Below are 17,440 nucleotides of genomic sequence, written 5' to 3' on the forward strand. Positions count from 1 at the left end.
GGGACGAGCGCGGCGACCGGCCGGCCGTCCGCGCCGGTGATCACCAGCGTGTCGGTGGCCGGGTCGCGGACCTCGTGGGGGACCACGTCCTCGACCTCGGCCGCCGTGATGGATGAGGGCGGCCACCGCGGCCGCCTCGCCGGACGCGTACGGGCGGCGGTGGAGGGCGGGCATCGACCCACCATAGGCTTGGTCCCGTGGTACCGCTGAGCATTGTCCGGGGCGACGCGACCAGCCCCCAGGCCGCCGGTCGGAAGATCATCGCGCACGTGTGCAACGACCTGGGCGGGTGGGGCAAGGGCTTCGTCCTCGCGATCTCGCGGCGCTGGCCGGAGCCGGAACGGGCGTACCGGCGCTGGCACCGGGAGCGGGCCGGCAACGACTTCGGGCTCGGGGCCGTCCAGCTGGTGCAGGTCCGCCCGGACACCTGGGTGGCGAACATGGTGGCCCAGCACGGGATGCGGACCGGCAGCAACGGGCCGCCGATCCGGTACGACGCCGTCGCCACGGCCCTTGCCACCCTCGCCGGGCACGCGCTCGCGCTGAACGCCTCGGTGCACATGCCCCGGATCGGCTGCGGCCTGGCGGGTGGCCGCTGGGAGCGCATCGAGCCGCTCGTCACGGCGGCCCTGTGCGAGCGTGACGTCGCCACGACCGTCTACGACTACGACTGAGGCAGCAGCACCATCCGGGAGGAGCTGGCGGTCCACGCGTCGGGGGCGGCGTCCAGCGGTACCGCGTCGAAGTCCACGGTCAGGCGGCCCGCGGCGGCGTGGGCGGCCACCGTCCGCAGGGTCTCGGCGCGCTCGGCCTTGGACAGGGCGTTGTTCGTGTAGCCGAGGATCCGCAGGGAGCCGCTGCGCAGCGTGGCCGAGTCGATGGGCGCCGTCGGGGAGGCCGAGCCGCCCAGGTTGACGAGGCGGCCGCCGGGGCGCAGCACGCGCAGGGCCGCGGCGGCCGGGACGCCGAACAGGGGGTCGAGGACGAGGTCCACGGGGCCGTCGAGGGCCGGGCGCAGGCGCGCGGCCAGGGTGTCGGCGTCGTCGGTGTCGTCGAGGGGTACCACCGCGTCGGCCCCGTGCCGGGTGGCGCGCTCCTGGGCGAGCGCGGACCGGGCCGCGGCGACGACCCGGCGGGCGCCGAGCAGGCGGGCGATCTGCACCGCGGCCTGGCCGACGACGCCGCCGGCGCCGAGGACCAGGACCTGCTCGCCGTGGCGGAGGTCGCCGGTGCCGGCGAGTGCCTGCCAGGCGGCGACGGCGGACAGGCCGAGCGCGGCGACGAGCCTCGGGTCGGCGCCCTCGGGCAGGGGGACGACGTCCTCGTGGGGGACCCGGGCGCGCTCGGCCATGCTGCCGTTGCCCGGGCGCATGCCGGCGTCGGTGGCGAACCAGACGGGCGTGCCGTCGCCCAGCGTGCCGTCGCCCAGCGCGCCGACGCCCTGCACGCCGGGGACGTAGGGGACGGCGGGGGAGCCGAAGTACGACGTGCCGCTGGCGCAGAACACGTCCAGCGGCGTGACCGGGGCGGCGGCGACCGTGACCTCGGCGAGGCCGGGGGCGGGGGCGGCCGGGGCGGGGTCGAAGTGGTCGGCGACGACCGGCGGGCGGCCGCAGCGCAGGATGAGGACGGCGCGCATCAGGTGGCGATGTCCGGGTACGGCAGCGAGAAGTGCCCGAGCAGTTCCCCGTAGCGCTTCTGGTACGCGAGGGGCTCGGTGTGGTCGCGCTCGAACATGGCGATGAACAGCGTCAGCGTCAGGAACGGGTGGGCGCCGAGGGCGAACAGGGCGACGTGGTCGTGGGCGGCCAGGGCGCCGCGCTCCTCGTCGGTGAACGCGAGCCAGGTGGTGGCCTCCCCGCTGTGGCAGTTCAGCAGCGACGGGCCGAGCGTGCGCTCCCACCACTCCACCGTGCCGGCCGGGTCGTCGCGGTAGCGCTCGACGAGGTCGGGGTCCCGGTCGACCGTGTAGAGGAACTTGTTCAGCAGGTACTTGCTCATGCCGGTGCTCCGTCCGGGTACCAGGTGAAGTACGCCTCCATGGTGTGGAACAGGTCGAAGGTGTCGACGTAGTCGGCCTTCCGGCCCGCCCCGGCGACGCCCATCATGAGCATGAAGTCCATGAACCCGTGGGTGGCGTTGCCCGGCGCGTGCAGGCTGTCCAGGGTCACCTCGGACAGGCACCCGTCGAGGTCGCCGGTGGCGATCCACTCCACGGCCCGCCGGTCGAACTCGGGGTCGGGGCCGTGCGGGCCGAACTGGCGGGGGCCGCCGAGCTCCAGGGACAGGTGGCCGGTGCCGATGACCGCCACCCGCAGGTCGCTCGGCCAGGACTCGACCAGCTCCCGGATGGTCCGGCCCAGCTGCACGAACCGCTTCGGCTGCGGCAGCGGCGGGGCGAAGATGTTGGTGTAGATGGGCACGATCGGCAGGTCGGCGTCGGGGCGCAGGGTGATGATCGGGCACGTGATGCTGTGGTCGATGCGCAGCTCGTTGCTGAACGCCAGGTCGAAGCCCGCGTCGAGCCCCTCGCGCAGGATGTACGCCGAGAGGTCCTCCTGCCCGCGCAGGAACAGCCTCGGCAGGCCGAACTCGCGCTCCTCGTTGTACCAGTTGGCGTCGTAGGACGGGGCCTTGCCGACGAGGAACTGCGGCATGTTGTCCAGCCACAGCTGGTGGAAGTGGTCGGAGCCGACCATGACGAGGACGTCGGGCCGGGCGCGGGTCAGGGTCTCGCGGAACTTCAGGATCTTGGCGACCCACTCGTCGGCGAAGGGCGGGCGGTCCTCGCCGGTGGCCGTGCTGGCCTTGTAGTAGAAGGGGTGGTGCGTCGAGGCGATCACCGCGACGATGTTGGCCACGGGTCAGTCCTTTCCTGCGACGTAGGCGGCATTGCGGTCGACGGTCCGGTAGATCTCGAGGCCGAGGCCGGTGCGGCGCTCCTCGGCGAGGTGGCCGAGCAGGCCGGCGGCGCGGGCGAGCAGGGCGAAGCCGCGCAGCATGTCGACCGGCAGGCCGAGGTCGGCCAGCGCCGCGCCGCAGACGCCGGCGCCGTTGAGCGGCAGGGTCTTGCCGAGGATGGCGGGGTGCACGCGCCCGATCGCCTCGAACAGCCGCAGGTGGGGCCCGTAGAAGCCCTCCTCCTTGGCGATGGCGATGAGCACCGGTGTGCGGGGGTCCTGGACCTTGTGGACGGGGTGGCCCAGGCCCGGGATGCGGCCCTTCGCCGTCGCCACGGCGTGGGTCGCGAGATCCTCGACATCGGAGATGTCCGAGTTGTTCAACGTGTCGTGCAGAAACCGGCCGGTGTCCTCGGTGACGCCCAGGAAGCGCGAGCCGCCGCCGAGCAGGCCCGCGGCCAGGGCGCCCTGCAGGGACTCAGGGGCGGAGGCGTACGTGACCCGGGCCGCGATCGCCGTCGGGGTGAAGCCGTGGTCGGCCAGCGCGACCAGCACGGCCTCGAACACCCGGGTCTCGCCGGGGGAGGGGCGTCGCCCGGCGACGAGCCAGAAGGCCAGCTCGCCGAAGCCGACCTTGCCCATGAGGTCGGCCGCGAGGTCCTGGCCCAGCAGCCGGATCTGGTCGGCGTCGGACGTGCCGATGCCGGTCGGGAAGCTCAGCTCTTCAGCCACTGCCGGATCTCCTCGCCGTGCTCGTCCAGCCCCGGCGGCGGCAGCTCGTGCCGGGCCGGGGTGGCCGAGAACCTGATCGGATTGCGTACGCTGGGCACCCCGCCCGGCGCCACCACGGGCTCCAGCCCGAGCGACTCGGCGAAGGCGACCCCGGCGTCGATGGTGTTGATCGGCGCGCACGGCACCCCATCCGCGATCAGCTCCGCGAACCACTCGTCCTTGCCCTTCGCGGCCAGGGCCTCGACCAGCAGCGGGCGCAGCGCCTCGCGGTTGGCGGTGCGGTCCTGGTTGCGGGCGAATCGCGGGTCGTCGAGCAGGTGCTCCACGCCCAGCACCGCGCACAGCTTGCGGAACTGCCCGTCGTTGCCGGCGATGACGACGAGCTCGCCGTCGGCCGTCGGCAGCGGCTCGTACGGGAACAGGCTCGGGTGCGCGTTGCCCATCCGGAACGGCACGCTGCCCCCGGCCACGTAGCCGCTGCTGTGGTTGACCAGGCCCGACAGCGCCGAGGAGAGCAGGTTGACCTCGAGGCGCTGGCCGCGGCCGGTGCCGTGCCGGTGGTGCAGGGCGGCCAGGATGCCCAGGCCCGCGTGCATCCCGGCCATCACGTCGAAGACGGAGATGCCGGCCCGGAAGGGCGGGCCGTCCGGGTCGCCGGTGAGGCTCATCAGCCCGGAGATCGCCTGCACCATGAGGTCGTAGCCGGGCAGGGCCGCGCCGGCACCCGAGCCGAAGCCGCTGATGGAGGCGTAGACGATGCCGGGGTTGCCGGCCGACACGGTGTCGTAGTCGAGCCCGAAGCGGGCCAGGCCGCCCGGCTTGAAGTTCTCGATGAGCACGTCCGCCCGCGCCGCCAGCTCCCGGCCGGCGGCCAGGTCCTCGGGCCGGCGCAGGTCCAGGGCGATGCTGCGCTTGTTGCGGTTGATGCCGAGGTAGTACGTCGAGACGCCGTCGCGCGTCGGGGGCATCCAGGTGCGGGTGTCGTCGCCGCCCGGCCCCTCGACCTTGATCACGTCGGCGCCCAGGTCGGCCAGCAGCATCGTCGCGTACGGCCCCGCGAGGATCCGCGAGAAGTCCGCCACCAGCAGCCCGTCGAGTGGACCCACGGCACCTCCTGCCCGTCCAGCGGACAGTTGTCCGCAAGTCGTTGACACGATACAACGCCGAGCCCAGAATTCCAGCACCTGGCCAAACTGACCGCCTGGCGGACTGATGTCCGAGATTGGAGCCCGCGATGAGCGCCGTGCTCTTACGCAACGGCCTGGTCCTCACCATGGATGACGCCCACACGGTGCTGCCCGGCACCGACGTGCTGATCGTCGGCGAGCGCATCGCCGGGATCGGCCCGAACCTGACCGCCCCGCCGGGCGCCGTCGAGATCGACGCGACCGGCGGCATCGTCATGCCCGGCATGATCGACACCCACCGCCACATGTGGCAGACGGCGATGCGCGGCTACGGCGCCGACTGGACCCTGACGCAGTATTTCGTCTGGTACTACCTCGAGTCCGGCAGGCACTTCCGGCCCGAGGACATCTACGCCGGCAACGTCCTGGCCGCCTGGGAGGCCCTCGACGCCGGCGTCACCACCACCGTCGACTGGTCGCACGGCCTGCAGACCCCGCAGCACGCCGACGCCGCCGCCGACGCCCTCGAGTCGGTCCCCGGCCGCTTCGTCCTCGCCTACGGCAACATCCAGCAGGGCCCCTGGGAATGGTCGGCCGCCCCGGAGTTCCGCGACTTCGTCGAGCGGCGCATCCGCGGCGGCGACATGCTGGGCTTCCAGATGGCCTTCGACGTCACCGGCGACCCCGCGTTCCCGGAGAAGGCCGCCTTCGAGGTGGCCCGCGACCTCGGCGTGCCGGTCACGACCCACGCCGGCGTGTGGGGCGCCACCAACGACGACGGCATCCGGCTCATGCACGAGCACGGGTTCATGACCCCGCAGACCGTGTACGTGCACGCGGCCACGCTGACCGCGGACTCCTACCACCGCATCGCGGCGACCGGCGGCTCGGTGTCGGTCTCCACGGAGAGCGAGCAGAGCGCCGGGCAGGGGTACCCGCCCACCTGGCAGCTGCGCGACCACGGCATCGGCGTCTCGCTGTCCATGGACACCAGCGTCTGGTGGAGCGGCGACCTGTTCTCGGCCATGCGCAGTACCCTCGGCGCCGACCGCTCCCGCGAGCACCTCGCCGCGCACGAGCGCGCCGAGACGGTCACCCACGTGCACCTGCGCGCCGAGCAGGTCGTCGACTGGGCCACCCGGGGCGGCAGCCGGGCCCTCGGCCTCGACGGCGTCGTCGGGAGCCTCGAGACGGGCAAGAAGGCCGATGTCGTACTGCTGAAGAACGACGCCTCGCCCGTGATGTTCCCGATCCTCAACCCGTACGGCCACGTCGCCTTCCAGGCCCAGCGCGCCGACGTGCACTCCGTCGTCGTCAACGGCCGCCTCGTCAAGCACGAGCACCGCCTGGTCGGGGCCGACCTGGCCAAGGTCCGCGCCGACGTGGAGCGCACCGTCGAGTACCTCATCGGCGTCATGGGACCCGAGGCCTGGGACAAGGGCATGAACCCCGACATCCCGGAAACCACGGTGATGGACAATCCGTACACCTACACGGACTGGAAGCGGGACCCCGCTTCCTGACAGGCTTCGTCGGAGAGGACGTCATGGCACGCGACGCGGGACCGGACTTCATCGAGGCTCTCGCCCGCGGGCTCGACGTGCTGCGCTGCTTCCGCCCGGGCCGGCCGGTGATGACGCTCAGCGAGATCGCCGCCGCCACCGGCCTGGCCCGCCCGACCGTCCGGCGCATCCTGCTCACGCTCGAGGAGCTGGGGTACGTCCGGGCGGCCGAGCGGGGCTACGCGCTCACGCCGCGGGTGCTGGAGCTGGGCATGGCCTACGTCAACGCGCTGAGCCTGTGGGACGTGGCCCGCCCGCACATGCAGCGCCTGGTCGCCCAGACCAACGAGTCGACGTCGATGGCCCAGCTCGACGGCTCCGACATCGTCTACGTGGCGCGGGTCGCGGTACCGAAGATCGTCACCCTGGCCGTGACCATCGGCACCCGCTTCCCGGCGCCCGCCACCTCCATGGGCAAGGTGCTCCTCGCCGCCCTGCCCCCCGACGAGCTCAGCCGCACCCTGGCCGAGCCCGGCCGCTCCGGCATCACCCCGCGCTGGCAGCCGTCCCGCGACGAGCTCGACGCCGCCCTGCGCGAGGTCCGGGCCAAGGGCTGGGCCCTGGCCGACCAGGACCTGGCCCCCGGCATCCGCTCGGTCGCCGCCCCGGTCCGCGGCGGCGACGGCCGCGTGGTCGCCGCCCTGAACGTGACCGTCCACGCCGCCGAGACCACCGTCGAGACGCTGACCGAGCACCACCTGCCCCTGCTGCTGCGTGCCGCCGCCGACATCGGCCACGACTGGTCCCTGCTGGACACGGTCCCCCTGGCGACCTGACCGCGCACCGCGGCTACTCGTACTCCTGGCCGCAGCGCGCCAGTTCGCACAGGACGTCCCAGCCGAGGGCGCCCGGGGCGAGGGTGCCCGGCTCCGGCTCGTCGAACAGCGACACGACCGGGCCGGGGACGGGGATGCGCACGCCGTCGTCCTCGTCCCAGCCGCCCAGGGTGCCCGCGGTGCCGCACTCCAGGTAGGCGCCGACCCCGAAGTTGTACCAGCGCCGGCTCGTCGCGCGGCGGCAGTGGTCCGGGCGCGGGGCGTCCAGGCCGAAGTAGGCCTGCGGGTCGAGCGGGCCCTGGTCGGAGATGTCGGCCAGGTCGGCGATCTGGGAGAGCACGATGGCCTCCCAGGCGGCGAACGTGTCGGGCTCGTCACACGGTACGGGAGCCGCTCGCATGAAGCGGCGGGAGCAGGGAACGTGGCCGGCATGGAGACGGTGGAGCAGGCCCGGCGGGCGCTCGGCGGGACCGGCGTGTGGGTCAACGTGCTGCAGCAAGAGCCGGCGGCGGCCCAGCGCGCGGCGGTGGCGCGGATCGAGGAGCTCGGGTACGGCTCCGTCTGGACCGGCGAGGTCGTGGGCGGCAACGACGTCTTCGCCCAGGAGGCGGTCTGGCTGGCCGCGACCTCGCGGATCGCGGCCGGCACCGGCATCGCGAACATCTGGGCCCGCCACCCCGGGACGGCCCGCGCGGCCGCGGCGCTGCTCGGTGACGCGTGGCCCGGCCGGTTCCTGCTCGGCCTCGGGGTCAGCCACGCGCCGATGGTGGAGCACTACGACAAGCCGCTGCGGCGGATGCGCGAGTACCTCGACGGGCTCGGCGACCCGCCGCCCGGCGTGCCGGTGGTCCTCGCCGCGCTGCGCCCGCGGATGCTGGAGCTGGCCCGGGAGCGGGCCGGCGGCGCGCACACGTACTTCGTGTCGCCCGAGCACACCGCCGGCGCCCGGGCCGTGCTCGGCCCCGACCGGCTGCTCATCCCCGAGCAGGCGGTGGTGCTCGAGGCGGACCCGGCGGCGGCCCGGGCGACCGCCCGCGAGCACACCGCGCGCTACCTGCAGCTGCCCAACTACGTGAACAACCTCAAGGAGCTGGGCTTCACCGGCGAGGACCTGACCGGCGCGGGCAGTGACCGGCTCGTCGACGCCATCGTGGCGTGGGGCACGCCGGAGGCGATCGCGCAGCGGGTCCGGGCGCACCGCGACGCCGGCGCCGACCACGTGCTGGTGCAGCCGCTCGGCGGCGGGGCGGCCGGGGCGCTGCGCCAGCTCGAGGCGCTGGCCCCGCTGCTCACCGGGGGATGAGGTCCAGCAGCGCCGCGTGGGTGCCCGGGTCGGCGGCGGCGAGCAGGCCGCCGCGGCCGGTGCCGACCGGGCCGCCGTCGAGGTTCGTGACCACGCAGCCCGCGGCGCGGCACAGGGCGATGCCGGCGGCGAAGTGCACGCTGTCGTGCACCTGGCCGTCGGTCAGGTAGGCGGCCCGCCGGCCCGTCGCCACCCAGGCCAGGGCGAGGGTGGTCGAGGTGACCCGCGGGCGGAACCGGGCCTCGAAGCCCGGCTCGGTGAGCAGGCGGGCGGCCCGGAACGCCGGGGCGTTGGGCCACGGCGGGTCCAGGTTCAGGTCGACCAGCGCGGTGTGCGCGGATGGGGTGAGAGGGTCGTCCGTGCGGTACACCTGCCCGGCGAACGGGTCGGCGACGGCCGCCGCCGTGACGTCGCCGCCGTCGCGCAGGGCCACGTTCACCGCGACCAGCATCGCGCCGGCGGCGAAGTTCAGCGTGCCGCACAGCGGGTCGACCAGCCAGGTCCGCCCGGCGCCGGCCGGGCCGCCGGGGCCGCTCTCCTCGCCCAGCACCGCGTCGGCGGGGCGGGCCGCCCGCAGCACGTCCAGGATGGCCCGCTCGGCCTCCAGGTCGGCGGCGGTGGCGAAGTCGCCGCCGCCCTTGTCGACCCGGTCCAGCTCGGCGCCGAAGCGGGCCCGGACCACGGCGGCGCCGGCCCGGGCCGCGGCGGCCGCGAGGTCAAGATCGTTGAGGCTCATGCGGGGAGCGTACCGACGCCGGGTCCCGCATCATGAACTCGGCGTACCAGTCCGGCCAGCCCTCGTCGTAGTGGCCCAGGGCCTTCTCGTGCTCGCCGTGCGCGGCCGCCGCACGGCGCAGGGCGGCGGCCAGCTCCCCGGCGGAACCGAAACGCAGGTCGCTCATCGGCCCGGGGCCCGGACCTTGACCTCCTGCAGCACCCAGCCGTTGCCGTCCGGGTCGCTGAACGAGGCGAACGAGCCGTAGTCCTGCCGGTCAGGGTGCGGTCCGGGGACCCGGGACTCGGTGCCGGCGTGGTGGAAGACCCCGTAGGCGTCGTGGAAGACCTCGCTCACCTCCACGCCGCGGGCGACGAGCTCCTCGCGGGCCTTGCCGATGTCGTACACCACCAGGTGCAGGCCTTGCACCGAGCCGGGGGCGGCGGTGGTGAGCCGCTCGCCGAAGATCACCGATGCCTCCGAGCCGGGCGGGGTGAGCTGGATGACCCGCAGGCCGTCGGGGGCGGTGAAGTCGGCGTCCAGGCGCCAGCCGAGCCCGCCGTAGAAGCGCTTCGCCCGCTCGGCGTCGGCGACGGGCAGTACCAGTACCTCGAGTTTCATGTCCACGCCGCAACGATCGCGCGCCCGGGGATGCCGACGGGGCAGGTGAACCGCAACTCCCGCCGCGGCTCACCCGCCCCGCGCTCACAGGCCGAGGGCGTTGAAGAGGTACAGCCAGATCTCGCTGCGCGTCGGGAACGCCGGGATGGCGTGGCGCAGCCGGGGCAGCGGGACCTCCCCGACGATGGCGATGGTGGCGGCGTGCAGGAAGTCGGCGACCTCGGAGCCGGTGATGGTGGCGCCGACGAGGAGTTGGCGCCGCTCGTCGACGAGGAAGCGGCTGGTGCCGCGGGCGCCGTTGCCGTAGTACGAGCCGCCGGCGTTGGCCGAGGTGCCCAGGTCCACGACGCGCACCTCCAGCCCGGCCGCCTTCGCCGAGGCCGTCGTGTGGCCGACCGCCGCCACCTGCGGGTCGGTGAAGATGACGCGCGGGGCGCCCGGTCCGTCGGCCAGGTGGGTGGCGGCAATCGGCTTGCCGAGGATGTGCCCCGTGGCCAGGGCGGCCTGGTACTTCGCCATGTGGGTGAACAGCGCGCGGCCGTTGAGGTCGCCGACGACGTACAGCCAGTCCTTGCCCGGCACCCGGGTGTGCTCGTCGGTCTCGATGTAGCCGCCCTCGGGCAGGCCGACGGCGGACAGCCCCAGGTCGTGCGACTCCGGCACCCGCCCGGTGGCCACGAGCAGCTGGTCGCCCTCGGCGGTGCTGCCGTCGCCGAGGGCGACCACGACCCGGTCGCCCTCGCGGCGCACCCCGGCGGCCTTCTGCCCGCAGCGGATGTCCACGCCCAGCTCGGTCAGGGCGGCGGTGACCTGCTCGCAGGCGAACTCCTCCTCGCGGGGCAGCAGCCGCCGCTCGCCCTCGATCAGGGTGACCCGGGTGCCCAGCGACGCGTACGCCTGGGTGAGCTCGGAGCCGACCACCCCGCCGCCGAGCACGACGAGCCGCCCGGGCAGCTCGCGGGCGGTGGTCGCCTCCCGGTTGGTCCACGGCGAGGCCTCCGCCAGGCCCTCGATCGGCGGCAGGGCCGGCGCGGTGCCGCCGGCCAGGATGACCGCCCTGCGCGCCTCGAGGATCTCCTTGCCGACGACGACCCGGCGCTCGCCGTCCAGGCGCCCGCGCCCGCGGACCAGGGTGATCCCGCGCTCCTGCAGCCACGGCAGCTGCCCGGCGTCGTCGAGCCCGCCGATGAGCTCGTCGCGGCGGCGCAGCACCGCGGCCGGGTCCAGCGGGCCGGTGATCGCCTCGGCCACGCCCGGCACCCGGCGCGCCTCGGCGAGCAGCTCGCCGGGGCGCAGCAGCGCCTTCGACGGGATGCAGGCCCAGTACGAGCACTCCCCGCCGACCTTGCGGTCCTCCACGATCGCGACCTCGAGGCCGGCCTCGGCCAGCCGTCCGGCCGCGACCTCGCCGCCCGGGCCGGCCCCGACCACCACCACGTCGAAGCTGCGTTGCTGCATCATGGACGTCCCTTTCGTGTGGGTGTACCTCGACCGTACGCGGGGCCTGGGCCATGCTGTGCGGGTGACCCGGACCGCCGCCGTCGCGCTGAGTCTCCTGCTGGCCCTGAACGTGGCCGGCTGCGAGCAGCTGCGCGAGCCGCCGGCCCCGTATCCGCGCAGCGCGGCACCGACGGTCGCGTTCGACCCGCCGGCCCGCTTCGCCCGCCCGTCGGTGCCGCTGCGCTTCTCGCTGGGCCGCGGCGACTACGAGGTGACGCTGGACGGCCACACCGTGCTGATCGCGCCGCGCAGCGGCGACGGGCCGCTGCAGGGTGCGGTGTTCCCGTCGTCGGTGCCGGCGTGGCAGGCGGCCCCGGTGCACCCGTACGCGATGCCGGCCCTGGCCGCCAACACCTACCCGGACGCGGCCCACCCCCGGCCCGTGCCCGCCACGCTCGGGGGACGCCGCCTCGTGCTCTTCGGCGCGCTGGTCGCGACGGACGGCGGGCACCGGGCCGTCGAGGTGGACGCGGCCGACCCGGCCACCGGGGAGCTCGCCTGGCACGCCGAGCTGCCGGTCGCCGACGGCGCGGGCGCCGGCGGCTGGTTCGCCGTCAACGTGTTCGACGCGGGACCGGCCGGGCTGCTGGTCGGCCTGGCCGGCGAGCACGCCCAGTCGTGGCTGCTGGACCCGGCCACCCGCGAGGTGCGCTGGCACGACGCCACGGTCGGCGTCCTCGCGGTCGAGGGTTACGCCGTGGGTACGACGGGTGGCCCGTCGCAGCCGCACCGGGTGGTCGCGCTGCGCCTCCCCGACGGGACGCCCGCCTGGTCGGTGGACGGCGCCGCGGACCGGCTGTGGAGCGCCGGGCCGGGCCTGATCGCCTACCGGGCCGCCGGCGGCGGGCTGCGGCTGCTCGACGCGGCGACCGGCGCGCCGGTGCCGGGTCTGGTGCCGGACGGCGGCGTGGGCCCGTGCCGGTACGACGGCCGCGGCATCACCGTCTGCGGTGCCTTCGACGGCCGCCCCGGCCCCGTCTTCGCCGTCGACCCGGCCGCCCGCCGCCTGCTGTGGAGCCGGCCGGACCTGGCCGTGTCGGCGCTGTTCCACGGCGCCCTCTACGGCCTCGCCGTCTACGACGCCGCCACCGCGCGGGTCCGCGAGGGCAGCCCCGGGCTGCCGGCCGCGCCGTACGCGGTGAACGAGTACCTGGCGGTGGCGCCGGCGGACGGGGCGCCGTTCGTCGGCTACTTCGCCACCGGATGAGCAGCTTGCGCGGCGGGGGCACAATGCAGCTGGAGAAGCCAGCTGCGAGGAGGCCCCCGGGATGCACCTGCACGACTACGTGGCCGCGATCGTGTTCGGCGCGGTCATCGGGATCGTCGCCCGGATTCTGCTGCCCGGCCGGCAGCCGATCGGCCTGATCCTCACCGTGCTCATCGGCATGGGCGCCGCCGTCGCCGGCACCTGGGCCGCCGACCGGTGGGACCTGCACAGCGACAAACACCTGACCGTGAGCGGGCACACGTACGACTGGCTCGTCATCGCCGTGCAGGTCGGCATCGCCATCGTGGGCGTCGGGGTCGCCGCCCTGCTGGCGCGGGCCTTCTCCTCCGATGACGACGACCGGTACGGCTACCGCCGCTAACGTTCGTTCAGCAGCCGCGCGAGGTGGGCCTGCTCCTCCAGGATCGCGGTGATGCGGCCCTGTACCGCGTCCATCTGCCCGATGGCGTCGCTGGTGGTGTGGATGCCGGAGGACACCGAGCGGGCGCTGTCCTGGATGCCGGCGATCTGCTCGGCGACCCGCTGGGTGGCCGCCGCCGTCTCCCGGGCCAGGTCCTTGACCTCGCCCGCGACCACGGCGAAGCCCTTGCCGACGTCGCCGGCCCGGGCCGCTTCGATCGTCGCGTTCAGCGCGAGCAGGTTCGTCTGGTCCGCGATCGATGAGATGATCTTGATGACGTCGCCGATCGCGGCCGAGGCCCGGCCCAGCGCGTCGACCTCGCCGGTCATCGTCGAGGCGCGGTCGACCGCCTCCCGGGCCACGCCGGAGGCGTCCTGGCTGGCCGCCCGCAGCCGGGAGATCGAGTCGAGCAGCATCCGCCCGTTGCGCTCGGCCGCCTCGCCGGCCCGCACGATGTCGAGGCGCTGCGACACCAGCTGCTGCACGTTGCGCAGCGCCGAGGCCCGCGAGTCGCTCAGCGCGATGCGCTCGGTGGTGAAGAAGTCCATGGTGCCGACGACCCGCCCGCCCGACATGACCGGGAAGCAGATCCCGGAGCGCACCCCGGCCCGCTGCGCCGCCGGGGCCCGCACGCAGTCGGTCAGCTCGGCCAGGTCGGGCACGAACACGAGGTCCCGGGCCTTCCACGCCCGGCCCGACAGCCCGACGCCCTCGGCGAACGTCGCGGACAGGGTCACCTCCCGGAACTCCGGGCCGGCCGAGCCGGACTCGTGCCGGAACACCAGCACCGGGCCGGTGGCGCGGTCCTCGACCTCCCAGTAGGAGGCGTACGCCCACCCGAACGCGCTGCGCACCGTGTCCAGCGCGCCCCGGACCGCCGCCTGGCTGTCGTGGGTCTGTCCCAGCGCGGTGACCACGGCGGTGACCGCGGCCCGGTCGTCGGCCACCTGCCGCAGCTCGGCCGCGGCGAGCGTCTGGCTGCGGGCCAGCTCGGCGATGCGGGCGATCGCCGTCCACTTCTCGGTGCGGGACTCGTCGACGTGGACGCGCTGGCGCGAGTAGTACTCGAACACGGCCACGGTCCGCCCGTCGCGGGTCACCGGGATGATCATCGCCGAGGTCATCCCGGCCCTGGCCGCCTCGGCGCAACGCGGGCAGTCCCGCACCTGCCCGAGGTCCCCGACGTAGATCGGGCGCCGGCTCTGCTGGGCCCGGGCGACGAGGGCGCTGGGGGAGCGCAGCTGCCCGGCGACGGAGCCGGTGCAGAACCCGATCTCCAGCGCGCCGCCGGGCCCGGCCGGCAGCCAGGCCGCGCCGTAGTCGCACTTGTGCGACTTCGCCACCGACTCGACGGTGATCCGCCAGGTGCTCGCCTCGTCCTGCGCCCCGGACAGCGCGATGACGAGCTCCTCGAGCGACTCGACGTCGCGCGGCACCTCGCGCGGCGCCGTGGTCGTTTCAGCACGTGACAACAGACCCACTGCGACTCCTCTCCGTGGCTACCATCGTCACGAACGCGGGGAATCCAAGATGGATAGTCGACGGATCTTCCCGGGAGAGCGCTTCCCGGGCCGACCGGCTACCGTGTCGCCATGGCGACGATCGGTGACGTGGCGAAGCAGGCTGGGGTGTCCGCGAGCACTGTCTCGTATGTCCTGAGCGGCAAGCGCAGCATCTCGGAGGAGACCCGCCGCCGCGTCCTGGCCGCGATCGAGGTCCTCGGCTACCACCCGCACGCCGGCGCCCGCGCCCTGGCCAGCAACCGGTCCAACGTCATCGCCCTGATCATGCCGCTGTACACCGGGCTGTACGTGCCGATCCTCATGCAGTTCGTGATCTCCGTCGTGGCCGCCGCCCGCCGCTTCGACCACGACGTGCTGCTGCTCACCCAGGACGAGGGGGAGAAGGGCCTGGAGCGGGTCGCGGCCAGCTCCCTCGCCGACGGGCTCATCGTCATGGACATCGAGGAGCACGACCCGCGCCTGCCCCGCCTGCGCACCCTGGGCCGCCCGTCGGTGCTCATCGGCTTCCCCGCCGACGGCGCCGGCCTGACCTGCATCGACCTGGACTTCGCGGCGGCCGGCGCGGCCTGCGTGGACCACCTGGCCGACCGGGGGCACCGGCAGGTCGCCCTGGTCGGCTCCCCGCCCGAGGTGTACGACCGCGGCCTCGGCTTCGCCCGCCGCACCGCCGCCGGATTCGACGACGCCCTGCGCCGCCGCGGCCTGACCGGCACCACCGTGCCCTGCGACCCGTCTCCGGCGGCCGTGCGGGCGACCGTGGAGGAGCTGCTGCGCCGCCACCCCGGCCTCACCGGCGTCGTGGTGCACAACGAGCCCGCGGTACCGCTGCTGCTGGACGCCTTCGCCGCCCTCGGCCGCGCCGTCCCGGGCGACGTCTCGGTCGTCGCCATCGGCCCGGACGATCTGGCCGAGCGCGCCACGCCCCGCCTGACCTCGGTCGGCATCCCGGCGGAGGAGATCGGCCGGCGCGCGGTGGAGCTCGTCGCGGCCAAGCTCTCGGGCCGCCCGGTCCCCGCCGCCACCCTCGTCCCGCCGATGCTGACCGTCCGGGAGAGCACCCGCTGAGCGTGCCGTCGCCGCTGCGCGTTCTTACCGTTCTCCGAGCAAGCGTGGTTATGTTCGACACATGCGCCCAGCCGGGAAGCCCGTGCGGTCGGCCGGTCAGTGGGCCGGCCCGGAGGTCAGCGTCATTCCCGAGCAGCCCCCGGCGGCGGCCGAGGTCTCGCCGGACGGCGTGAAGGCGCCCGTCGCGCTGACGCGGCGGGACCTCGCGATCGGGGTCGGGGCCGTCGTGCTCGCCATCGTGGTCACGGCCGTGCTGGCGTTCCGGGCCGGGGGCTCGTCCGGCGGGGCGCCCGCGGCCGCGCGGCCGTCGGCGGCGCCCTCGGCGAGCGCGTCCGGGCCGCCGACGACGGCGCAGATCTACGCCGCCGTGGCGCCGTCCGTGGTGACGATCGAGGCGGCCGGGCCCGGCGGGGGGTCCACCGGCACCGGGGTGGTGGCCAGCGCCGACGGGACCATCATCACCGCGTTGCACGTCGTGAAGGGCTCGACCGCGGTCAAGGTGCGCTTCGGCGACGGGACCGAGTCGGCGGCCGAGGTGGCGCAGTCCGACGCGGCGCTGGACATCGCGATGCTCGCCCCGGCCACGCTGCCCGACGTGCTCGTGCCGGCCGTGCTGGGCAACTCCGGGCGGCTGGCGGTCGGCAACCCGGTCGTGGCGATCGGCAACCAGCTCGGGCTGACCAGCAGTGCCACGGCCGGCGTCGTGTCGGGGCTGGACCGTACCGCCGCGAACCCCGACGGCACGAAGCTCACCGGGCTGATCCAGTTCGACGCCGCGGTCAACCCCGGCAGCTCCGGCGGCCCGCTGGTCAACGGCAAGGGCGAGACGATCGGCATCGTCGTGGCGCTGGCCAACCCCACCTCGGCCGGCACGTTCGTCGGGGTCGGGTTCGCCGTGCCGATCGGCGCGGCCCTCGGCGCCGGCGGCGGGGACCGGGCACCCGAACAGTAGGCACACCGAACCGCGCAGGCACCAGACGGGTAAGGACGAAGCATGGACGTACCAGACAACCGGCCCGCCGCCACCGCCGTCGAGCAGGTGCTCTACGAGGTGCGCAAGACCATCGTCGGGCAGGACGCGCTGCTCGAACGGCTCATGGTGGCGCTGCTCGCGCGGGGGCACATCCTCGTGGAGGGCGTGCCGGGGCTGGCCAAGACCCTGGCGGTGAAGGCCCTGGCGGCGGCGATCGGCGGGCAGTTCCACCGGGTGCAGTTCACCCCGGACCTGGTGCCGGCCGACATCGTGGGCACGCGGGTGTACCACCAGCCCAGCGGCGAGTTCCAGGTCGCGCTCGGGCCGGTGTTCACCAACCTGCTGCTCGCCGACGAGATCAACCGGGCGCCGGCCAAGGTGCAGAGCGCGCTGCTGGAGGTGATGCAGGAGCGGCAGGTGACCATCGGGCGGGAGACGCACCACATCCCCCGGCCGTTCCTCGTCATGGCCACCCAGAACCCGATCGAGTCGGAGGGCACCTACGCGCTGCCGGAGGCGCAGGTCGACCGGTTCATGATGAAGGTCCTCGTCGGCTACCCGAGCGCCACCGAGGAGTTCGTCATCGTCGAGCGGGCCATCCTGCCCGAGCCGGTGACCCAGGCCGTCGTCGACCCGGAGCGGCTCATCGCCATGCAGGCCCAGGTCGACGACGTCTACGTCGACCCGTCGCTCATCGAGTACTCGGTCCGGCTCGCCAACGCCACCCGCAACCCGGCCGACATCGGACTGGGCGACCTCACGCGGTACGTCACCTTCGGCGCCAGCCCCCGAGCCTCGATCAACCTCGTGCTGGCCGCCCGGGCCCTCGCGTTCATCCGCGGCCGGGACTACGTGGTGCCGGAGGACCTCGGCGAGCTCGCCGCCGACGTGCTGCGCCACCGCCTCGTGCTGTCCTACGAGGCGCTGTCCGACGACGTCACCCCGGACACGATCGTGGCCCGCGTCCTGGCCGCCGTGCCCGTCCCGGCGCCGGCGCGCACCGGAAGCCGCTGAG

20 protein-coding genes are annotated in these 17,440 nt (G+C 74.5%); 9 read left to right on the forward strand and 11 right to left on the reverse strand.

Annotated features, from left to right (window positions below; all coding sequences use genetic code 11):
- Nucleotides 1-197 precede the first annotated feature (197 nt).
- Nucleotides 198-674, forward strand: a complete 477-nt coding sequence (locus ABD352_RS09940) for a macro domain-containing protein (protein ID WP_344611972.1) — start codon at nt 198-200, stop codon at nt 672-674.
- Here ABD352_RS09940 and ABD352_RS09945 read toward each other — a convergent pair.
- The 5 genes from ABD352_RS09945 to ABD352_RS09965 are packed head-to-tail and all read right to left on the reverse strand — an operon-like array spanning nt 665 to nt 4,738.
- Nucleotides 665-1,639 (reverse strand): quinone oxidoreductase family protein, encoded by a 975-nt coding sequence (locus ABD352_RS09945; RefSeq protein WP_344611973.1) that lies wholly within the window; start codon nt 1,637-1,639, stop codon nt 665-667. The genes ABD352_RS09940 and ABD352_RS09945 overlap by 10 nt on opposite strands.
- The gene (locus ABD352_RS09950; protein ID WP_344611974.1) at nt 1,639-2,001 is read right to left on the reverse strand and encodes a hypothetical protein; all 363 of its coding nucleotides are present in this window, start codon (nt 1,999-2,001) and stop codon (nt 1,639-1,641) included. Before ABD352_RS09950 ends, ABD352_RS09945 begins: the two co-directional genes overlap by 1 nt.
- Complete coding sequence (locus ABD352_RS09955) at nt 1,998-2,861, reverse strand: DODA-type extradiol aromatic ring-opening family dioxygenase (RefSeq protein ID WP_344611975.1); 864 nt, start codon at nt 2,859-2,861, stop codon at nt 1,998-2,000. The genes ABD352_RS09950 and ABD352_RS09955 overlap by 4 nt, the downstream gene beginning before the upstream one ends.
- Nucleotides 2,862-2,864: 3 nt before the next feature.
- Nucleotides 2,865-3,632 (reverse strand): citryl-CoA lyase, encoded by a 768-nt coding sequence (locus ABD352_RS09960; RefSeq protein ID WP_344611976.1) that lies wholly within the window; start codon nt 3,630-3,632, stop codon nt 2,865-2,867.
- Nucleotides 3,617-4,738: a CaiB/BaiF CoA transferase family protein gene (locus ABD352_RS09965; RefSeq protein WP_344611977.1), complete on the reverse strand. Its 1,122-nt coding sequence runs from the start codon at nt 4,736-4,738 to the stop codon at nt 3,617-3,619. The genes ABD352_RS09960 and ABD352_RS09965 overlap by 16 nt, the downstream gene beginning before the upstream one ends.
- 128 nt (nt 4,739-4,866) lie before the next feature.
- On the opposite strand from ABD352_RS09965, the gene ABD352_RS09970 reads away from it, so the two are divergent.
- Together ABD352_RS09970 and ABD352_RS09975 are read left to right on the forward strand one after the other, a co-directional pair.
- The gene (locus tag ABD352_RS09970) at nt 4,867-6,282 is read left to right on the forward strand and encodes an amidohydrolase family protein (RefSeq protein ID WP_344611978.1); all 1,416 of its coding nucleotides are present in this window, start codon (nt 4,867-4,869) and stop codon (nt 6,280-6,282) included.
- Nucleotides 6,283-6,305: 23 nt separating this feature from the next.
- Nucleotides 6,306-7,097: an IclR family transcriptional regulator domain-containing protein gene (locus tag ABD352_RS09975; RefSeq protein ID WP_344611979.1), complete on the forward strand. Its 792-nt coding sequence runs from the start codon at nt 6,306-6,308 to the stop codon at nt 7,095-7,097.
- Between the two features lie 13 nt (nt 7,098-7,110).
- Here ABD352_RS09975 and ABD352_RS09980 read toward each other — a convergent pair whose 3' ends face one another.
- The gene (locus tag ABD352_RS09980) at nt 7,111-7,497 is read right to left on the reverse strand and encodes a hypothetical protein (protein ID WP_344611980.1); all 387 of its coding nucleotides are present in this window, start codon (nt 7,495-7,497) and stop codon (nt 7,111-7,113) included.
- A gap of 30 nt (nt 7,498-7,527) precedes the next feature.
- Here ABD352_RS09980 and ABD352_RS09985 point away from each other — a divergent pair, with 30 nt between their 5' ends.
- Nucleotides 7,528-8,400, forward strand: coding sequence for a TIGR03620 family F420-dependent LLM class oxidoreductase (locus tag ABD352_RS09985; protein WP_344611981.1), 873 nt, complete (start codon nt 7,528-7,530; stop codon nt 8,398-8,400).
- On the opposite strand, the gene ABD352_RS09990 is transcribed toward ABD352_RS09985, so the two are convergent.
- The 4 genes from ABD352_RS09990 to ABD352_RS10005 form a co-directional block, all read right to left on the reverse strand.
- A complete protein-coding gene (locus ABD352_RS09990; RefSeq protein WP_344611982.1) occupies nt 8,387-9,136 on the reverse strand; it encodes an inositol monophosphatase family protein in 750 nt (249 codons plus the stop codon). The two genes, ABD352_RS09985 and ABD352_RS09990, sit on opposite strands and share 14 nt — an antisense overlap.
- Nucleotides 9,117-9,302, reverse strand: a complete 186-nt coding sequence (locus ABD352_RS09995) for a hypothetical protein (protein WP_344611983.1) — start codon at nt 9,300-9,302, stop codon at nt 9,117-9,119. The genes ABD352_RS09990 and ABD352_RS09995 overlap by 20 nt, the downstream gene beginning before the upstream one ends.
- The gene (locus ABD352_RS10000; RefSeq protein WP_344612071.1) at nt 9,299-9,736 is read right to left on the reverse strand and encodes a VOC family protein; all 438 of its coding nucleotides are present in this window, start codon (nt 9,734-9,736) and stop codon (nt 9,299-9,301) included. The genes ABD352_RS09995 and ABD352_RS10000 overlap by 4 nt, the downstream gene beginning before the upstream one ends.
- Nucleotides 9,737-9,820: 84 nt before the next feature.
- The gene (locus ABD352_RS10005) at nt 9,821-11,197 is read right to left on the reverse strand and encodes a dihydrolipoyl dehydrogenase family protein (protein WP_344611984.1); all 1,377 of its coding nucleotides are present in this window, start codon (nt 11,195-11,197) and stop codon (nt 9,821-9,823) included.
- Between ABD352_RS10005 and ABD352_RS10010 the strand changes: the two genes are divergently transcribed.
- Together ABD352_RS10010 and ABD352_RS10015 are read left to right on the forward strand one after the other, a co-directional pair.
- Entirely contained in the window at nt 11,196-12,443 is a 1,248-nt protein-coding gene (locus tag ABD352_RS10010) for a hypothetical protein (RefSeq protein ID WP_344611985.1), read from the forward strand. The genes ABD352_RS10005 and ABD352_RS10010 overlap by 2 nt on opposite strands.
- Nucleotides 12,444-12,504: 61 nt before the next feature.
- Entirely contained in the window at nt 12,505-12,825 is a 321-nt protein-coding gene (locus ABD352_RS10015; protein WP_344611986.1) for a GlsB/YeaQ/YmgE family stress response membrane protein, read from the forward strand.
- Here ABD352_RS10015 and ABD352_RS10020 read toward each other — a convergent pair.
- Entirely contained in the window at nt 12,822-14,345 is a 1,524-nt protein-coding gene (locus tag ABD352_RS10020; RefSeq protein ID WP_425553513.1) for a methyl-accepting chemotaxis protein, read from the reverse strand. The genes ABD352_RS10015 and ABD352_RS10020 overlap by 4 nt on opposite strands.
- Before the next feature lie 111 nt (nt 14,346-14,456).
- Between ABD352_RS10020 and ABD352_RS10025 the strand changes: the two genes are divergently transcribed.
- The 3 genes from ABD352_RS10025 to ABD352_RS10035 all read left to right on the forward strand — a co-directional run bounded on the left by ABD352_RS10025 (nt 14,457) and on the right by ABD352_RS10035 (nt 17,439).
- Nucleotides 14,457-15,452 (forward strand): LacI family DNA-binding transcriptional regulator, encoded by a 996-nt coding sequence (locus ABD352_RS10025; protein WP_344611988.1) that lies wholly within the window; start codon nt 14,457-14,459, stop codon nt 15,450-15,452.
- A gap of 61 nt (nt 15,453-15,513) precedes the next feature.
- Nucleotides 15,514-16,404 (forward strand): S1C family serine protease, encoded by an 891-nt coding sequence (locus tag ABD352_RS10030; RefSeq protein ID WP_344611989.1) that lies wholly within the window; start codon nt 15,514-15,516, stop codon nt 16,402-16,404.
- 42 nt (nt 16,405-16,446) lie between these two features.
- On the forward strand, nt 16,447-17,439 hold the full coding sequence (locus ABD352_RS10035; RefSeq protein WP_344611990.1) for an AAA family ATPase: 993 nt from the start codon (nt 16,447-16,449) through the stop codon (nt 17,437-17,439).
- Nucleotide 17,440: the final 1 nt, after the last annotated feature.

The organism is Dactylosporangium salmoneum, assembly GCF_039532525.1.
Lineage (GTDB): Bacteria > Actinomycetota > Actinomycetes > Mycobacteriales > Micromonosporaceae > Dactylosporangium > Dactylosporangium salmoneum.

Bases quoted from the DNA above. Each gene is read 5' to 3' on its own strand.
- ABD352_RS09980 (WP_344611980.1), bottom strand. From the start codon at position 7,497: ATGCGAGCGGCTCCCGTACCGTGTGACGAGCCCGACACGTTCGCCGCC.
- ABD352_RS09995 (WP_344611983.1), bottom strand. From the start codon at position 9,302: ATGAGCGACCTGCGTTTCGGTTCCGCCGGGGAGCTGGCCGCCGCCCTG.
- ABD352_RS09945 (WP_344611973.1), bottom strand. From the start codon at position 1,639: ATGCGCGCCGTCCTCATCCTGCGCTGCGGCCGCCCGCCGGTCGTCGCC.
- ABD352_RS09950 (WP_344611974.1), bottom strand. From the start codon at position 2,001: ATGAGCAAGTACCTGCTGAACAAGTTCCTCTACACGGTCGACCGGGAC.
- ABD352_RS10030 (WP_344611989.1), top strand. From the start codon at position 15,514: ATGCGCCCAGCCGGGAAGCCCGTGCGGTCGGCCGGTCAGTGGGCCGGC.
- ABD352_RS10000 (WP_344612071.1), bottom strand. From the start codon at position 9,736: ATGAAACTCGAGGTACTGGTACTGCCCGTCGCCGACGCCGAGCGGGCG.
- ABD352_RS09990 (WP_344611982.1), bottom strand. From the start codon at position 9,136: ATGAGCCTCAACGATCTTGACCTCGCGGCCGCCGCGGCCCGGGCCGGC.
- ABD352_RS10025 (WP_344611988.1), top strand. From the start codon at position 14,457: ATGGCGACGATCGGTGACGTGGCGAAGCAGGCTGGGGTGTCCGCGAGC.
- ABD352_RS09975 (WP_344611979.1), top strand. From the start codon at position 6,306: ATGGCACGCGACGCGGGACCGGACTTCATCGAGGCTCTCGCCCGCGGG.
- ABD352_RS09970 (WP_344611978.1), top strand. From the start codon at position 4,867: ATGAGCGCCGTGCTCTTACGCAACGGCCTGGTCCTCACCATGGATGAC.
- ABD352_RS10015 (WP_344611986.1), top strand. From the start codon at position 12,505: ATGCACCTGCACGACTACGTGGCCGCGATCGTGTTCGGCGCGGTCATC.
- ABD352_RS10005 (WP_344611984.1), bottom strand. From the start codon at position 11,197: ATGATGCAGCAACGCAGCTTCGACGTGGTGGTGGTCGGGGCCGGCCCG.
- ABD352_RS09985 (WP_344611981.1), top strand. From the start codon at position 7,528: ATGGAGACGGTGGAGCAGGCCCGGCGGGCGCTCGGCGGGACCGGCGTG.
- ABD352_RS10035 (WP_344611990.1), top strand. From the start codon at position 16,447: ATGGACGTACCAGACAACCGGCCCGCCGCCACCGCCGTCGAGCAGGTG.
- ABD352_RS10010 (WP_344611985.1), top strand. From the start codon at position 11,196: ATGGACGTCCCTTTCGTGTGGGTGTACCTCGACCGTACGCGGGGCCTG.